This window comes from Microcystis aeruginosa NIES-843 (genome assembly GCF_000010625.1).
Classification (GTDB): domain Bacteria; phylum Cyanobacteriota; class Cyanobacteriia; order Cyanobacteriales; family Microcystaceae; genus Microcystis; species Microcystis aeruginosa.
In genome coordinates, this window is sequence record NC_010296.1 from 1,827,763 (window position 1) to 1,842,607 (window position 14,845).

Consider the following 14,845-nt stretch of genomic DNA (forward strand, 5'->3'; position numbering starts at 1 on the left):
TTTACCCTTCTCCTGCTTCAGTAATTATAAACTCTTCACTTTGGCAATGAAAATCTTTCAGCCAATCATCTCGTGTCATCCCTTGAGGAGACAGATTATCAAATACTCTTCCCCTTACTTCTACCCCATAATGTTTTCCATTGATCGTAATTGATTGATCATTCCCTATGCGATCGCTAATGATATAATCTTCGTCATGATAGCGCGTTTTCAGTTCGATCACTTTCCCCTCAATTTCGTTGTCTGTTAGCCACTGCATTACTGCTCTAGCACATTCATAACATTGATAAAGCTGGAATTGACTGACAATATTGCCAATTTCTTGATCAATTTGGGAATCGGTTAACTTAACCACTCTCTCACTCCAAAATGAAAGCTGGTATCCCTAGTCTATCAGCTGGTTAGTGCGAGGGAATCTTCCCCTGTCAATCCCTAAGCTAGGAAGAAGAATATAAAGAATTTATTAAATTGTAGCTTTTGATACAGTTGTGGGGGGGGGGAGTGTGTATTGTTTCGGTAAGTCCACCTTCTCTGCAATCAAAAAAGAGTTTATGAATAGGTTAGGTATAAAAAGTTTTTCAAAAACTGCTGGCATTACAACTGCTGGCATTACATTAGTAGCAGTTTTTACTGGCGGGCTGATGCCCGATAAAGTAAATGCTCTAGAGGAGACGTTTTTTGGCTTCGTTACGGACGGCAATAATTATACTATCCTCAATGTACCCGAATCATTAGAGACAAGTGCTCGTTCAATAGACGGCACTAATATTGTTGGTTGGTATAAGGACAATCAAGGAAATGCACGCGGTTTTTTATACGACGGTGTGACTTGGAATTATATCGATGTACCAAACTCAACATTTACACACGCCTATGGTATTGATGGTAATAATATCGTTGGTTGGTATGGAGATACTTCAAATAAAAGACGTGGATATCTATATAATGGAGTAACTTGGAACACACTTGATTTTCCTGGAGCAGAAGCAACAGCGGCTTATGGAGTCCAAGGTGGTAATATCGTTGGCGCCTATAGAGAAGGTGGTACGGATCATGGATATCTATACAATGGAACAACGTGGACTAATCTTGACTTTCCAGGATCAACACTAACATACGCTTTTGGCATTTCTAATAACAATATTGTGGGATTATACCTAGATGCTAATGGAGTTGAAAATGGTTTCCTATATGATGGAACGACATGGAATACTCTGAACTTTCCAGGAGCAAAAGGAACAGGTGTAGTTGGTATTGATGGGAATAACCTTGTTGGTTACTACCGAAAAAGTCCTAATGGTCTAGCTCATGGTTTTCTATATGATGGGACGACATGGAAAGCTCTTGATGATGCTCCAGGGGCTACCGATACTGTTCCTACCGATATTAGTGGCAATTATATTGTTGGTTTTGCCAGCGTAAAATCTCCAGAGCCTTCTTCTCTTTTAAGCCTCCTCGCTCTCGGAACACTCGGTGCAGCCTCAACCTTCAAGCGCAAACTAAAACCCTCTCAATCCACCGAAAAAGAAACCACAAAAGTAGGCTAAGTTGCCTCTAAAAATACCATAAATGCCCCTTCATTCATTCAGTTGAGGGGGTGTTTTTTGCATAACTCTCTCAATTCTCATGATTTTAAGGAGTATGGTTTATCTTGCAAGCCGAGAGCTGCTACAATCTAAGATGACTGGTTATAGATGCTTTCAAGATGACTAAAACAGCAGAAACCCTCAAAATAGAACTTGCTCAACTTTCTGTGCAAGATCGCGCTGAACTGGCTTACTTTCTCATCCATTCCTTAGATGAAGGTGTAGATGACAATGTTTTAGAGGCTTGGGATAGAGAATTAACTCAAAGATTAGCCGAAATTTATGCTAGAACAGCCAAGGGTGAACCATCGGATAAAGTATTATTGGAATTACGAGAGAAATATTCGTGAAACCTGTTATTATTCACAGTGAAGCAAGACGAGAACTTGACAATGCTATTCAATATTATGAGAAGCAAAAGATAGGGTTAGGGCTAGATTTACTATCTGAAATTGAACAAGCTCTCGAAAAAATTAAAATTATAGTTATTTCAAATAAGAACGAGACACTAGGCGACACAATAAGTACGAATAATTTCATCAAGGGGTGTCCCCACAGGAGCATACATTCTTGCCCTCTTTAATGCACTAAAATCATGTTCGATATCATTTAAATCAGGAGAGTATTTTGGCAAAAACACGACCTGATGACCTGCTTCCTCTACCAGTTGTTTAATGACTGTCTTCCGATGAATTGGTGCATTATCCATAATTAATACTGATGTTATGGTTAGAGAGGGCAACAAATATAAAGATAACCACCCTTCAAAACCTTCGGCATTCAGGCTTCTCGTAAATACCATCGGTGCAATAAAGTCTTTTTTTCCCTTTCTTCTACCAGCGACAAGGTTCTCTCTTTTTCCTCGTTTTCCTTGTCTATCTCCAAAGACTTTCTTCCCTTTTTTTGACCAAGCATAAAAACAGGCTTGAAATTCTTCAAACCCTGACTCATCAATAAATACAAGGCTTTCACTTCCATATATTTTAATCAATTCTCTCAGCACTCTGTAGTATTTCATTCTTTCTTCTCGGTTTCTTTCTCTATAACGAAGTTCCTTCTTTTTTCTGGTAACTTTCATGTTTTTTAAGGCATAGCAAATGGCACTTGGTCTCACTCCAAATTTCTCGGCTCTGTCTCTTAATCTTGCCTCGGGATTTTCTTGGACATCTTTTGACAGTGCTTTCCAGTCCAGCTTTCTCTGACGGTGTTTTACCTTTGTTGCTTCCAGTTTTTCCCTACCTAGCCATCTATATATCGTCGCTCTTCCTATATTAAATAGAGCGGCGGCTTTGGTTATGCTTCCCCCATTCTCTACATAATCGATTACTTTTTTTCTCAAGTCTAGGCTATAAGACATTTTTCTGTATGGGTTGCTCGTTTCTCTTGATTTTACCTTATTTTTCCCTCGTCTCACACTTATTTGAAATGACTATAACCCTAATCTGGGAACAGCCCATACTATCGAAGGGATGCGCCGTTATCTCATTCGCCGTTTTCCTTACATCATCTTTTATGTAGAATTTGAAGCATCTATTTGGGTAGTTGCGATCGCACATGGAAAACGTAAACCTGATTACTGGAAAAAGCGAAATTTAGAATAATCGAGATACTCAAAACTAAACTAAAACCATCCCAATCCATCGAAAAAGAAACCACAAAAGCCAGCTAAATTGCTTCTAAAATACCATAAATGCCCCCTTCATTCAGTCAGTTGAGGGGGTATTTATATCGTATTTTTATGTTATCTTGAGGGGATTTATACCGCTTTGCGGAAGGCAAAAGTCTTATACCATAAGCCTTTCATGTTCCTAATTTTTACAATCCAAATCAATCATTAATGTTACCAGTATAAAATAAATAAGAGGGGTTATTCATAATGAGTCCACATCCGTATAACTTTGACAACTTTACTCTTCTGGAATAAACTGGTCAACCAAAGGATGCTGACAGAACAAATTAAACCTTTAGCCAAGCAAAAATATCCACTGCTGATATTGACCAACGTTCTAATCCTTTAATCACTGCTAAAGGCTCATTATTTCCTTCAGTTGCAATATGTACTTTCGGTAATCCTGTTTGAAAAACGGTGACTGACTTGGCTGAAGGATCAATCAACCAACCTAATTCTGTTCCTTGTTGTAAACAGAAAATAATCTTTTCCATCCCGGCTCTTCGGTAATTGTTATGCAATGGACGGGGGTTATAAGGGATGGAACCCTTATATAGAAAGGCATTTAGCGATTTTTGTCAATTATTTTTGATCTAGAGCGAACTAATCAATTAAGTCTCTTACCAGATAAGGATTTAGTCGATTTATGACCCCCTATCGAACCATACCAAGTAACGAAGAACCTCCATCCCTAAGGTAACAGATTGTTCAGGAGACATAATTTCAATAATCCAATCGGGATAACGTAAAAATTGATCGGCCATTTCTCCATCTAGATCTCTTGGCAAATTCTCCCAACGAATCACCGCAATATCTGGCACAATTGAACGTTCTGCAAAAGTACAACGCAATTCAGGTAGAGCATAAGCTAATTTTTGAGGTTTAGTCTGTTGATTAATGGCAGAGGCTAACTCAAATTGTAAGATGCTGTGTTTTCCTTTGGCCATAGGTTTTTGAGTGACAATTCCATGATAATATTCCCTAGCAGGCTTAGTTTCTGGAAGGGCAAGAAATACTTCGAGGGAAAGGGCTTGTTTATCTTCTATTGTGGCAAACATTGATTGATTTCTCCGCTCTTGAGTTGTTTTTATTAATTAGCTGGTTATAATTAAATTAAAAATGGATTTTAGGTTCGATCCCCCCTGCCCCCCTTGATAAGGGGGGTGCCGATAGGCGGGGGGATCCCCCCTTAATAAGGGGGGTGTCTGATAATTTTTAACGCCTACCTACTTATAAGCTCCTGACTCCTTACTCTCAGGTAAGTTTTTGATTTTTACCATAAGTCCAATCTAAAAATACGGGTTTTTCTTTAAGCTCTAGCACGAAAAATTTGATTAGCAGTGAGGTTTAACTCTGGAAAAACCCCTGAAATAAGACGTTGATCCTGTTTAAATAAATTACCTTGATATTCTCCATCGATTAATTGATAGATAGAAATGGTGGGTTCTTTGGGGCTGCCGATATATCGGGCCGAACCTTTGGCTAAATAATCGATAATCCAATATTCGGCAATTCCTAATTGTTCGTAGTCGTCGAATTTTTTCAGATAATCATCTCGCCAATTGGAACTGACAATTTCAATAATTAATTTAGCTGATGTTGCCAGAGAAATTGAGGAAGCGGTTTCCCAATAGAGATCATTAACTAGATTTTCTCTGTCTAAGACAATAATATCGGGTAGATAACCTGTATGGGGGCGAAGGGGTTTTACTGCCGCAGTATTAGGGATAAAATAGGGCAATTGCTGCCGATTTATCTCTAAGAATAGGGTTCCAGAAACAAATCCGCCAATTTCTTCGTGTTTTCCGATCGGTCGCATCATGGCCAATAATTTTCCTGCGATTAATTCGTATTGTTGTCCATCATCGGGATATTGATTAATATAGTCATCAAAAGTCAACAATTGGGGGATGGTTTGGGTTGTGGTCATGGCAGTTAGGGTAAATAAGAGAGATGATTTTTCTAGATTCTAACTCGATTAACGACGTTGCCACCAAGTCAATCCAGCTAGGGTAAATCCTACTAAAGGCATCACTACCATCGCTATCCAAAAAATAGCGTTAGCTTGCAGGGGATTTAAATTGATTCTTCTATTTTCTGGTTCCTTAGCCCGGATAGATAAGGTGGCTGTTTCACCACTGGCTAACCACTGCACAGAATTTAAAAATATATCTCCGTTTAACTGTTGTTCAAACAGTCCATCGCTGGCAAAGCTGGCATTACCAATCACGATTAATTTACCTTTTTTTCCCGTCAGAGCAACTCCTAGATCAAAGGGGCCGGCTAAATCTTTTTCAGGGTTAAACTGGAGATTCTGATCATTTAAATCACTCTCAGCCCACATTTTATCATTAGTAATCATTAAAGATATGGCTTCGATTCCTTCCACGGGAACGGTAGCGATGGGACGAGCAAAGGGAAAGATAGAAATACCGTTAGCAAAATCGCGAGTAATGGGATGATTACCGTAATTGGTAATAATGGGACTAGCTGGTCCTAGTCCGATGATTTCCCCGGCACCGGAAGCATCAATAATAATCCGATTATCTAGTTTCACACCCCAAGCGGTTAATAAGGGTTCTAATCCGGTTTCGGTTTGGGGGTCAATCATTAATAAAATTTTGCCCCCTTGCTCAAGATAGTTTTTTAAAGCGGTGACTTCCTGGGGAAATATTTTTCTTTTGGGACTGGCAATAATAATGACATCGGCATTACTGGGAATGGTGGAACGTTCTACTAGATTAAGTGGTTTTACTTGATAACCTTTTGCTTCTAAACTATTGACTGCTTGTCCTAAACCCCCTTGAGGTTCTTTGAGGGCATTTTCTCCATGACCTTGCAGAAAGTAAGCGGTTAAAGTGCGATTAGTTTTAGCGGTTTCGATGGCGTTACTCAGTTTCGCTTCGGTGAGATTTTCCTGTTCACTAATAGTTTTCAGGGGTTGTTTTTTTTCACCATACTGTAGATAGACTCTGGACAGATTATCATTAGCTAGTTTTTTAAATTCTTGAGCGATATTGGGTTTTTTCTCCGGGTTAACTATCTCGTACTGAAATTGGGGATTTTTGCGTTGATAATTGGCTAAAAGTTCCTGTTCGTTGCCACTGATTCCCCGGGTTGAAAAAATCCAGACTTTGACTGGTTTTGACAGATTGGTTAATAGTCTTTCGGTTTGGGGGGATAAACTAAAGATTTGGTTTTCGGTTAAATCAACTCGATAGGGATAACGGAGGGCGAGAAAGTTAATTAAACCGATAACACCGAGGACAATAATAGTAGTAATGAGGGTTTGAGTGCCGGTGCGGGTACTTCTTTTTTGCCAAAAGTCTTTGGAAGTGATTACTAATAACAACAGCCACCCTAGAAACAGAATAGCCCCGGCAATTAATAACCCCAGAGAGAGGGATGACCATTGACCGGAGATTAACCCCACGGTTAGGCCGGCACTACCCAGAAATAGGGCGGGTATATAGAGAAATTTACTGTATTTTTGCCAGTATCTCATAGTTAGTTTCTTTGATAACGGTCCGCTTCGATCGCTTGAGTAGTTAGGAAGATTCCCAGCAGAATATAACTGAGGAGGATGACTAAACTACTACTGTCAAAAATTCCCCGCACGAAATTGTTAAAGGGTTGATACCAAGATAGATGGGAGAGCAATTCTTTTAGGAAAAATCCGATCTGTTCTCCCACTTCTCCTCCGATGCGATCTCGAAAGAAGGTTTCGACATTGTTAGCAATGACATCCAGTATCCAGATAAATAAGATGGTGATAAAGGTGATGATGTAAGCAAGGATAGAACTATTGGTGAGGGAAGAAATAAACATTCCGATGGCTAGGATGGCCGCTGCCAGTAAAATTAATCCTAGATGAGCCAGTAAAATACTGGCTATATTCACCGGGGGAACTGCGCTACTAAAAACCACTATTTCGTAAACCCAGAGGGGGGCAATCATCACGGTAAAAAAGGCCAGCACTCCCAATAATTTACCGATGGCTATACTCCAATTGGTCAGGGGGGAAGTGGCTAAAAGTTCTAGGGTTCCCTGTTTTTTTTCCTCTGCGTATAATCCCATAGACAGGGCTGGCAAAATTACCAACAATAAAGAGGATAAAATCATGCCGATGAAAGTGGTCATAAATTCAGATACCACATCTCTGGCTACCAGAAATCCCGATTGTTCCTGGATACTAATATCGAGAATAATTCCGTAGAGAAGGGAGTTAAAGAAAAATCCTGCTACTAACCAAAATATCCCCATAATGATATAGGCATTGGCGGCGGTAAAATAGCTTTGAAATTCCTTGCGAAAAATCGCCCAGATATTATTGATCATGCCTCTCCTCTTGCTGGTTACTTTCCCCGCTGCCGATTACTTCCAGAAATATATCTTCTAGGGTTTTACGGGTGCGACGCATTTCTAATAAGTTATAACCATTGTTGACAACTATTCTAGCAAGTTCTGCCCCTAAGTTTGTTCCCACTTGACCAACAATTTTGAGCAGGTTATCGCCGACTTTTGCTGCTTGTTCGACTTGGGGTATTTGTTGCAGGATTTCTAGCAGGGAATCCCTATCACCTTCGATCTCAATTTCATAACTGGAACCGGCAGGGGTAGCGGTAGTAATATTATTGGCCACGATGCGACCCCGATTAATAATTGTCGCTCGATCGCAGGTAATACTCACTTCTGGCAAAATATGAGTGGAGAGAATAATTGTATGTTCTCCCGCTAAACTTTTAATCAGATTTCTCACCTCGATAATCTGTTTCGGATCCAATCCTACTGTCGGTTCATCTAAAATAATTACCGGTGGATCATGTATGATCGCTTGGGCAATTCCTACACGCTGTTTATAACCTTTGGATAATTTGCGGATAATAACTTTTCTTTTTTCTAGTAACTGACATTTACCTAAAACTAAATCTACCCGCGCTTTTCTATCTCCCGATGAGATGCCTTTAATCCGTGCCACAAAATCAAGAAAACTTTCCACGGTCATCTCTGGATACAAGGGGGGATTTTCGGGAAGATAACCAATGCGACGACGCACTTCTAAGGATTGTTGATGCACATCGTATCCTGCTATCCTTGCTGTTCCCGTTGTGGCAGGAATATAACCAGATAAAATCCTCATAGTCGTGGTTTTTCCGGCTCCATTTGGTCCCAAAAAACCGAGAATTTCTCCTTTTTCTACGGTAAAATCTACGTCACTTATTGCCGTGGTAGAACCATAAATTTTACTCAGATGTTCGACTTCAATCATAAGCTTTATCAGTTATCAGTTATCAGTTATCAGTTATCAGTTATCAGTTATCAGTTATCAGTTATCAGTCAATAGTGTTAAGTGACAAGTTCGGAGCTTTCTTTTAACTCGACGGAATCTAAAACCTAATTTGTTAAGCTAGAAGATTTTATGGACTTAGTTTCTAACCTTCTTTTTGGGTAGGAGAATTGCCAGATTCTTTCTTTTGCCTCTTGCCTCTTGCCTCTTGCCTCTTGCCTACTGCTCACTGATAACTGATTTTTCCCAGACTATGATCCCGATTAATTTCTACCACTAGATGCGCTTGTTTGAGCAGGGGTGGCAGAAATAATTGCGGATGTAAACTTTTCCAAAAATACTTGACAAATTCCTCGATTTCTGATGGGTTCATACCTCCTTTTGTTTCGGCCGCCTGTCGCCATTGTAAACTGTAACGGTAGTCAAGGGGAAAAAGAATCAGTAAGCGATCGATTTTTGACCAGAGGGGTAGATATTCTCGCAATCTTTGATTATTATCCCTGGCGAATTGTCGGTCTTCCTCGCTATTAATCGGATCGGGGGCATGATCAAAGACTGTTTCTTCTACTGGATTCATGCCCACAAACCAACCCTCGAAAAAAAGAATATCAACTCGTTCCACTTGTTCCGCTGCAATTCTATCTCCTTGTCCTCGATGCAGGGACTTGTCAAAACGCGGGATTAAAATCGGACTTTCTTGCTGACAAACCTGTTCTAAAACTTTAATTCCTAATGCTATATCATGAGTACCCGGTGGACCACGCCAGCGCAATCTTTCATCCTTTTGACGCAATTTTATTCGCTCATTATAGGTCTTATAAATATCATCTAAAGAGAGATTATTTACTTTTAAATCAAAATAGGCTAAAATAATCGACATTATGGATGTTAAGGTGGTCTTTCCCGTGCCTTGAGGGGCCAAAATGCCTTGAATCAACGGTTTTGCGTGGCTGCGTAGCTGTAGCGCCCAGGGAATCCAGAAGCGCCAACAGCTGATCAAAATCTGATTTGGCTGATTTATCCCTAACTCCTGACATTTTTGCCAGACTCGCGGCCAGAGAATCATTAGTAGTTCCGCCCTTTCCTGTAGGATGAGAGGGTTAGTCTGCTGAAAACTTAAGGATTCGATCTCTAGTAATTCTTCTAGATCCGCCTGACTTAAGGGATTTTTGTCGATTAATCCCCGTAAAATCGTCAAAATCTTCATAGCTGTTATATCAGAATTAGCAAAAAACTGTCCCGATGATTCAGGAGTAATTCTCTGGGGTTAGCCACCCATACCGGCAGATTAATCCCGCTCAAGATTTTTTTTGAGAGTGTTTTTTAGGGTTATTTGCCCAAAAATGAAGGGTTCGCAGGCAGGCACGGACTCCCATTATATATATAAGTATATGTCAAGTCCCGTTTTCAGTCAAGAGGTTTGGTCAAAAATCTCTAGCTTTGTCTCCAGTTTCCCAATCGGTTAGACTAAGAATTATTCACATTACTTAACAAAACAGCCGATGAATACAGCTGCTCTGACGATAAAGCAAAATTGGCAATGGCAAGGACATTCGATACACTATGTGCAAGCGGGTACTAGAGTCACGGGAAAACCCCCTTTACTATTAGTCCACGGTTTTGGCGCTTCCACCGACCATTGGCGAAAAAATGTGCAAGGTTTAGCCTCAGAATGGGAGGTATGGGCGATCGATCTGTTAGGATTTGGTAGATCAGCTAAACCGGATATTGTCTATAGTGGCAGTCTTTGGCAGCAACAATTAAACGATTTTATCAAGGAAGTTGTGGGCCAACCGACGGTTTTAGCCGGTAATTCTCTGGGGGGTTACGCTTCTCTCTGTGTGGCTGCTAATCATTCCGAGAATGTTCGGGGATTAATTCTCCTCAATAGTGCCGGTCCCTTTAGCGAGACAGAAAGCAATCGTCAGCCTAATTTAGCACAAAAATTACTGCGATCGATGCTGGTGCAACCCTGGGCCAGTTATCTCTTATTTCTCTATACCCGTCAACCCAAAACTATCCGCAAAACCCTAGAGAAAGTATATCTCGATCGCAGTGCCATTACCGAGCAGTTAATAGAAGATATCCGTCGTCCTTCCCTGGATGCGGGAGCAGCCAAAGTTTTTGCTTCTGTGTTTAAATCTCCCCGGGGGGAAAATGTGGATATTCTCCTGCAAAAGTTAAGTTGTCCCCTGTTGATGTTATGGGGTGAGGGGGACACTTGGATGAATACTAGGGAACGCGGGGCCAAATTCCGTCAATACTATCCTTCTCTCACAGAATATTATCTAACTGCCGGTCATTGTCCCCACGATGAAATTCCCACAGAGGTTAACCGGTTGATTGGTGATTGGATGAAAAGCTTATAGGTAGTTAGGTATCGGTTATCAGGTTTTTATTTTCTTGACGCTTATCTAACCTAAAAAAAGAGGGTCTGTAGGAAGGCACGGATTCCCATTCTATATATAAGTATCTGTCAAGGGCGGGGATTTGTCAAGGGGTTTTTTGAAAAAATCTGCCAAAATTTGGCCGGTAGGGAAGACATTGGCCGGTATTGGTAGAGAAGCAGATGAATGAGCAATTGTAGGAGATAACTATCTACTTTATGTCTCTGTTGGTTCCCCAATCTAATACATCTGTCCGTCTTTGTCGCAGTTGTTGGGCCGTTTCTTCTAACCAAGCAAGATAGTCTTGTTCGTATAAGTCTTTATTTGTCATACCCTATCCTCTTTAGCGCCGGTCAGGTATTAGGTTTTTATTTTTTTGACGCTTATCTAACCTAAAAAAAGAGGGTTTGCAGGCAGGCACGGATTCCCATTATATATATAAGTATCTGTCAAGGGCGGGGATTTGTCAAGGGTTTTTTTGAAAAAATCTGCCAGAATTTTAGGGGAGAAAATCGGAATCGAGGATTTGTTCGGGACTATAGGGGCAGCTTTCGGCAAAGATAGCGGCCGGTAATTGGCTTTTTTGTCGGACTCGCTTCACTGCTTTGGGGTAAATAACGGCGATTCTGGTTAAAAAATAGTTATAAAGGGTTTTTGACTCCAATAAAAGTTCTAATTCCACCCGAAAGTTACCGATTTCGTCCTGCCATCCCCGCGCACATCTTTCTCGTTCCTCCGGCCAGTATTGGTAGAGAAGCAGATGAATGAGCAATTGTAGGAGATAACTATCTACTTTATGTCTCTGTTCATTCCCCAGCGCTTCGATTTCTTCTCCGAGATGTTCCCAATCTAATACATCTGTCTGTCTTTGTCGCAGTTGTTTGGCCGTTTCTTCTAACCAAGCAAGATAGTCTTGTTCGTATAAGTCTTTATTTGTCATACCCTATCCTCTTTAGCGCCGGTCAGGTATCGGGTTTTTATTTTTTTGAAGCTTATCTAACCTGAAAAAAGAGGGTTCGCAGGCAGGCACGGATTCCCATTATATATATAAGTATCTGTCAAGTGCGGGGATTTGTCAAGGGTTTTTTATTGAGATTTTGTTAATCATCTCGAATACCGTGCATCATGGATTAGTAAACGCTCCGAAAGATTGGCAATATTCCAGTTTTCACCGTTATGTTGAAGAAGGAATTTATGATCAGATGTGAGGAGCTTCAGAAAAGCTGATCTTTGATAGTGATATTGGTATGGAATAAAATGTAGAAGTGAAACCCAAAAAATTAAGGTAAGAAATAAAGGCAATGTTGGGTTTCGTCACCTCAACCCAACCTACAGATCAGCGATCGCACTACAGGATCAGCGATCACCTTTATCGAGAAGAAATAGCTACCTGCACATTCGGAGAAAAATTCTCGATTTTTCGAGAAGCATTAAGAATTTCAATCCCGATTACATTACCTGCTTGATCATAAGACCTCTTGCAAAAGTCTTAATTCGATCCTTGTACAGCAACATTTTTGAAGATTATCAACTACTAATAAATAATTAACTGAAAGTCCCTCCCATTATTGTTTCTATCGTTTGTTTTCGGATTTATGCAAGAGGTCTATAGTCAAGAATAACCCCCGGACTGATTGCCTCACTTTCTTCTACGGGTGTGTCATGCCAGGTAATTGTTAAAACGTCAACTTCAGCATCATATTTAGCTTTCATTTGATAGCTGCCTATATTTTCTAAGTTTACTGGTAACATATAGTGTAACAATTTTTTGAGGCTCAACTAAGTCATTAATGTAAATTCTCAGAAGATAAGTTTTATTGTTAATGGCGACAAACGTACCTTGATAAACTTTGAGTCCATCTTCTTCTAAAATTTGCTCAGGATTATTGAGGATGTCCTGCAATATTTTTAAAGAGATTTGGCGTTGAATAATTTTTTCTTCGGCATGGTGACTTAAAATAAAGTTCACGAGGATTTCGGAGTATTTTTTTGTAAGGGATTAGGGTTCTTCGGTTTGTCTTATGCAATGGACGGGGTTATAAGGAATGAAACCTTTATAGAGACAGACATTGCCGCAATTTTTGTCAATTGTTGGCGATCTGGAGCGAACTAATCAATTAAATCTCTTGCCAGATAAGGATTGAGTCGATTTATGCCCCCCTATCGAACCATACCAAGTCCCGAAGAGCCTGGATTAGCAAAAATTATAAAGCAAATAATCGCACTGTAGGTCGGTTTGAACGAAGTGAAACCCAAAAAATTAAGGTAAGAAATAAAGGCAATGTTGGGTTTCGTCACTAATAGTTGGTATGGAATAAAATGTAGGTTGGGTTGAACGAAGTGAAACCCAAAAAATTAAGGTAAGAAATAAAGGCAATGTTGGGTTTCGTCACCTCAACCCAACCTACAAGATCGGCGATCGCACTTTATGTCTCTGTTCGTTCCCCAATGCTTCGATTTCTTCTCCGAGATGTTCCCAATCTAATACATCTGTCTGTCTTTGTCGCAGTTGTTTGGCCGTTTCTTCTAACCAAGCAGGATAGTCTTGTTCGTATAAGTCTTTAGTTGTCATACCCTATCCTGTTTAGTGCTGGTCAGGTATTAGGTTTTTATTTTTTTGACGCTTATCTAACCTAAAAAAAGAGGGTTCGCAGGCAGGCACGGATTCCCATTCTACATATAAGTATCTGTCAAGGGCGGGGATTTGTCAAGGGTTTTTTTGAAAAAATCTACCAGAATTTGGCCGGTAGGATAAGAGATTGTTTCACCTTTGCCTGTGAGCTACAATAAGCAGATGAGCAAGAGGATAGGATTACAGGAGTTTTGACAATGCGGTTACTACGGGTTCAAGTTCCTGACTTTCGAGTGTTAAAGAATATTGATATTAGTTTCGAGAAAGACTTTTTTCCCCAGATCTTCCCTATCGGTAGTCAAAATGGCGGTGGCAAAAGTACCCTTCTACAATTAATTTTTATCCTGCTTCATTGTTCTGGTGATCCAGAAAAGATAGAATATGTGGTAAATGTACTCCATCGATGTCAACTAGAAGATGAGTTAGAGCAGAAAACCCTGGCTATTTTTGAAATTCTAACCGACAATCGGGAAGAAGTAAAACTAGATTTTTTTATTTGCAGAGATGCTTATGTAAAACAATTTGTATCTGATCTTGACGGTCAATTTGTATATGATTTCGGAGATGTTTATATAAAACACTTTGTATCTGATATTGACGGTCAATTCCTATATCTTTGTCAAGCCAAAAACCAGAAGAATGAAGAGATATTTTTGTTGTGTAAATTTAGTCAAGCCACCCAAGAAGAATGTCAATTATTCATGAAAGAATTATCCTCAAAAATATTTTTAGCTGCACCTTCAACGCAAGTTTTTATCTTTTTACCCAAAGCTACTAACAAGAGTCTTTTTCAGATAAATCAAGGGAATCCAGACTCTAGTAACTATTATTTAGCCATGGCAGATATTAAAAAGAAACTTAGCAACTTATTTACCTACGATTTTCTGCCAGTTGAGCTATTGATTAATTACTTTATCATGGCTCGTGATCAAGATTTTGCCCAAGCTATAGAAACTGGTGAATATGGAAATAATTATCAACTAAGAAGACAAAAATTAAATTCAATTTTATCCGACAAAGAAATTAATTTAGATAAAGATATATCGAGGATTACCTTTAAATTCAAAGGAGACACAAACGGAGAAGAATTATATCCAGAGGATTTGAGTCATGGGGAACTGAAGCGATTAAGTATCTATCTGTGGCTAAAGTATCGTAGGATAAAAGATGCGATTGTCTTGATGGATGAAATTGAGATTGCTCTCCATCCCGACTGGCAATATAAAATTATTGAGGACTTGCAGGAATGGGAACCTAGCAATCAATATATAGCAATTCTCTGAC

General features: G+C 39.7%; 15 protein-coding genes and 5 pseudogenes. 5 read left to right on the forward strand and 15 right to left on the reverse strand.

Features of this window, described 5'->3' with window-relative positions; translation table 11 throughout:
- Position 1: 1 nt before the first annotated feature.
- Positions 2 to 355, reverse strand: coding sequence for a papain fold toxin domain-containing protein (locus tag MAE_RS08915; protein ID WP_002798426.1), 354 nt, complete (start codon positions 353 to 355; stop codon positions 2 to 4).
- Positions 356 to 1,421: 1,066 nt separating this feature from the next.
- Between MAE_RS08915 and MAE_RS36380 the strand changes: the two are divergent.
- Both MAE_RS36380 and MAE_RS08925 read left to right on the forward strand, forming a co-directional pair.
- Positions 1,422 to 1,547 (forward strand): annotated as a pseudogene (locus MAE_RS36380) (PEP-CTERM sorting domain-containing protein); the annotation flags it as partial.
- A 158-nt stretch (positions 1,548 to 1,705) separates the two neighbouring features.
- A complete protein-coding gene (locus MAE_RS08925) occupies positions 1,706 to 1,936 on the forward strand; it encodes an addiction module protein (protein WP_012265289.1) in 231 nt (76 codons plus the stop codon).
- 158 nt (positions 1,937 to 2,094) lie between these two features.
- Here MAE_RS08925 and MAE_RS29035 read toward each other — a convergent pair whose 3' ends face one another.
- Positions 2,095 to 2,943, reverse strand: coding sequence for an IS630-like element ISMae21 family transposase (locus tag MAE_RS29035; RefSeq protein WP_012264307.1), 849 nt, complete (start codon positions 2,941 to 2,943; stop codon positions 2,095 to 2,097).
- 112 nt (positions 2,944 to 3,055) lie between these two features.
- Between MAE_RS29035 and MAE_RS35675 the strand changes: the two genes are divergently transcribed.
- Positions 3,056 to 3,187 carry a hypothetical protein gene (locus MAE_RS35675; RefSeq protein ID WP_269453980.1) on the forward strand — a complete coding sequence of 44 codons (132 nt, stop codon included), beginning with the start codon at positions 3,056 to 3,058 and terminating at the stop codon, positions 3,185 to 3,187.
- Between the two features lie 355 nt (positions 3,188 to 3,542).
- On the opposite strand, the gene MAE_RS08935 is transcribed toward MAE_RS35675, so the two are convergent.
- The 7 genes and pseudogenes from MAE_RS08935 to MAE_RS08965 all read right to left on the reverse strand — a co-directional run bounded on the left by MAE_RS08935 (position 3,543) and on the right by MAE_RS08965 (position 9,749).
- The gene (locus MAE_RS08935) at positions 3,543 to 3,749 is read right to left on the reverse strand and encodes a Uma2 family endonuclease (protein ID WP_002794694.1); all 207 of its coding nucleotides are present in this window, start codon (positions 3,747 to 3,749) and stop codon (positions 3,543 to 3,545) included.
- A gap of 189 nt (positions 3,750 to 3,938) precedes the next feature.
- Positions 3,939 to 4,313: pseudogene (locus MAE_RS08940) on the reverse strand (Uma2 family endonuclease); the annotation flags it as partial.
- Between the two features lie 251 nt (positions 4,314 to 4,564).
- Entirely contained in the window at positions 4,565 to 5,185 is a 621-nt protein-coding gene (locus MAE_RS08945; RefSeq protein ID WP_012265292.1) for a Uma2 family endonuclease, read from the reverse strand.
- 48 nt (positions 5,186 to 5,233) lie between these two features.
- The gene (locus MAE_RS08950) at positions 5,234 to 6,760 is read right to left on the reverse strand and encodes a GldG family protein (RefSeq protein ID WP_012265293.1); all 1,527 of its coding nucleotides are present in this window, start codon (positions 6,758 to 6,760) and stop codon (positions 5,234 to 5,236) included.
- A gap of 2 nt (positions 6,761 to 6,762) precedes the next feature.
- Positions 6,763 to 7,593, reverse strand: a complete 831-nt coding sequence (locus tag MAE_RS08955) for an ABC transporter permease (RefSeq protein WP_012265294.1) — start codon at positions 7,591 to 7,593, stop codon at positions 6,763 to 6,765.
- On the reverse strand, positions 7,583 to 8,524 hold the full coding sequence (locus MAE_RS08960; RefSeq protein WP_012265295.1) for an ABC transporter ATP-binding protein: 942 nt from the start codon (positions 8,522 to 8,524) through the stop codon (positions 7,583 to 7,585). The genes MAE_RS08955 and MAE_RS08960 overlap by 11 nt, the downstream gene beginning before the upstream one ends.
- Positions 8,525 to 8,768: 244 nt before the next feature.
- On the reverse strand, positions 8,769 to 9,749 hold the full coding sequence (locus MAE_RS08965) for an ABC transporter ATP-binding protein (RefSeq protein ID WP_012265296.1): 981 nt from the start codon (positions 9,747 to 9,749) through the stop codon (positions 8,769 to 8,771).
- Between the two features lie 295 nt (positions 9,750 to 10,044).
- Between MAE_RS08965 and MAE_RS08970 the strand changes: the two genes are divergently transcribed.
- A complete protein-coding gene (locus MAE_RS08970; RefSeq protein ID WP_012265298.1) occupies positions 10,045 to 10,911 on the forward strand; it encodes an alpha/beta fold hydrolase in 867 nt (288 codons plus the stop codon).
- Between the two features lie 229 nt (positions 10,912 to 11,140).
- On the opposite strand, the gene MAE_RS29045 is transcribed toward MAE_RS08970, so the two are convergent.
- The 6 genes and pseudogenes from MAE_RS29045 to MAE_RS29055 all read right to left on the reverse strand — a co-directional run.
- The gene (locus MAE_RS29045) at positions 11,141 to 11,260 is read right to left on the reverse strand and encodes a DUF29 family protein (protein WP_231859752.1); all 120 of its coding nucleotides are present in this window, start codon (positions 11,258 to 11,260) and stop codon (positions 11,141 to 11,143) included.
- A gap of 168 nt (positions 11,261 to 11,428) precedes the next feature.
- Positions 11,429 to 11,869, reverse strand: a complete 441-nt coding sequence (locus tag MAE_RS08980; RefSeq protein WP_012265300.1) for a DUF29 domain-containing protein — start codon at positions 11,867 to 11,869, stop codon at positions 11,429 to 11,431.
- Between the two features lie 429 nt (positions 11,870 to 12,298).
- Positions 12,299 to 12,403, reverse strand: a pseudogene (locus MAE_RS36385) (DUF2283 domain-containing protein); the annotation flags it as partial.
- Between the two features lie 134 nt (positions 12,404 to 12,537).
- Positions 12,538 to 12,681, reverse strand: a pseudogene (locus tag MAE_RS36025) (DUF2283 domain-containing protein); the annotation flags it as partial.
- Complete coding sequence (locus MAE_RS08985; RefSeq protein WP_002798441.1) at positions 12,632 to 12,898, reverse strand: hypothetical protein; 267 nt, start codon at positions 12,896 to 12,898, stop codon at positions 12,632 to 12,634. The pseudogene MAE_RS36025 and the gene MAE_RS08985, both read right to left, overlap by 50 nt.
- Positions 12,899 to 13,336: 438 nt before the next feature.
- A pseudogene (locus MAE_RS29055) lies at positions 13,337 to 13,501 on the reverse strand (DUF29 family protein); the annotation flags it as partial.
- A gap of 257 nt (positions 13,502 to 13,758) precedes the next feature.
- Between MAE_RS29055 and MAE_RS08990 the strand changes: the two are divergent.
- The gene (locus MAE_RS08990; protein WP_012265303.1) at positions 13,759 to 14,844 is read left to right on the forward strand and encodes an AAA family ATPase; all 1,086 of its coding nucleotides are present in this window, start codon (positions 13,759 to 13,761) and stop codon (positions 14,842 to 14,844) included.
- Position 14,845 lies beyond the last annotated feature (1 nt).

Coding starts and splice junctions, on each gene's coding strand:
- MAE_RS08925 (WP_012265289.1), top strand. CDS start 1,706: ATGACTAAAACAGCAGAAACCCTCAAAATAGAACTTGCTCAACTTTCT.
- MAE_RS29035 (WP_012264307.1), bottom strand. CDS start 2,943: ATGTCTTATAGCCTAGACTTGAGAAAAAAAGTAATCGATTATGTAGAG.
- MAE_RS35675 (WP_269453980.1), top strand. CDS start 3,056: ATGCGCCGTTATCTCATTCGCCGTTTTCCTTACATCATCTTTTATGTA.
- MAE_RS08935 (WP_002794694.1), bottom strand. CDS start 3,749: ATGGAAAAGATTATTTTCTGTTTACAACAAGGAACAGAATTAGGTTGG.
- MAE_RS08945 (WP_012265292.1), bottom strand. CDS start 5,185: ATGACCACAACCCAAACCATCCCCCAATTGTTGACTTTTGATGACTAT.
- MAE_RS08950 (WP_012265293.1), bottom strand. CDS start 6,760: ATGAGATACTGGCAAAAATACAGTAAATTTCTCTATATACCCGCCCTA.
- MAE_RS08955 (WP_012265294.1), bottom strand. CDS start 7,593: ATGATCAATAATATCTGGGCGATTTTTCGCAAGGAATTTCAAAGCTAT.
- MAE_RS08960 (WP_012265295.1), bottom strand. CDS start 8,524: ATGATTGAAGTCGAACATCTGAGTAAAATTTATGGTTCTACCACGGCA.
- MAE_RS08965 (WP_012265296.1), bottom strand. CDS start 9,749: ATGAAGATTTTGACGATTTTACGGGGATTAATCGACAAAAATCCCTTA.
- MAE_RS08970 (WP_012265298.1), top strand. CDS start 10,045: ATGAATACAGCTGCTCTGACGATAAAGCAAAATTGGCAATGGCAAGGA.
- MAE_RS29045 (WP_231859752.1), bottom strand. CDS start 11,260: ATGACAAATAAAGACTTATACGAACAAGACTATCTTGCTTGGTTAGAA.
- MAE_RS08980 (WP_012265300.1), bottom strand. CDS start 11,869: ATGACAAATAAAGACTTATACGAACAAGACTATCTTGCTTGGTTAGAA.
- MAE_RS08990 (WP_012265303.1), top strand. CDS start 13,759: ATGCGGTTACTACGGGTTCAAGTTCCTGACTTTCGAGTGTTAAAGAAT.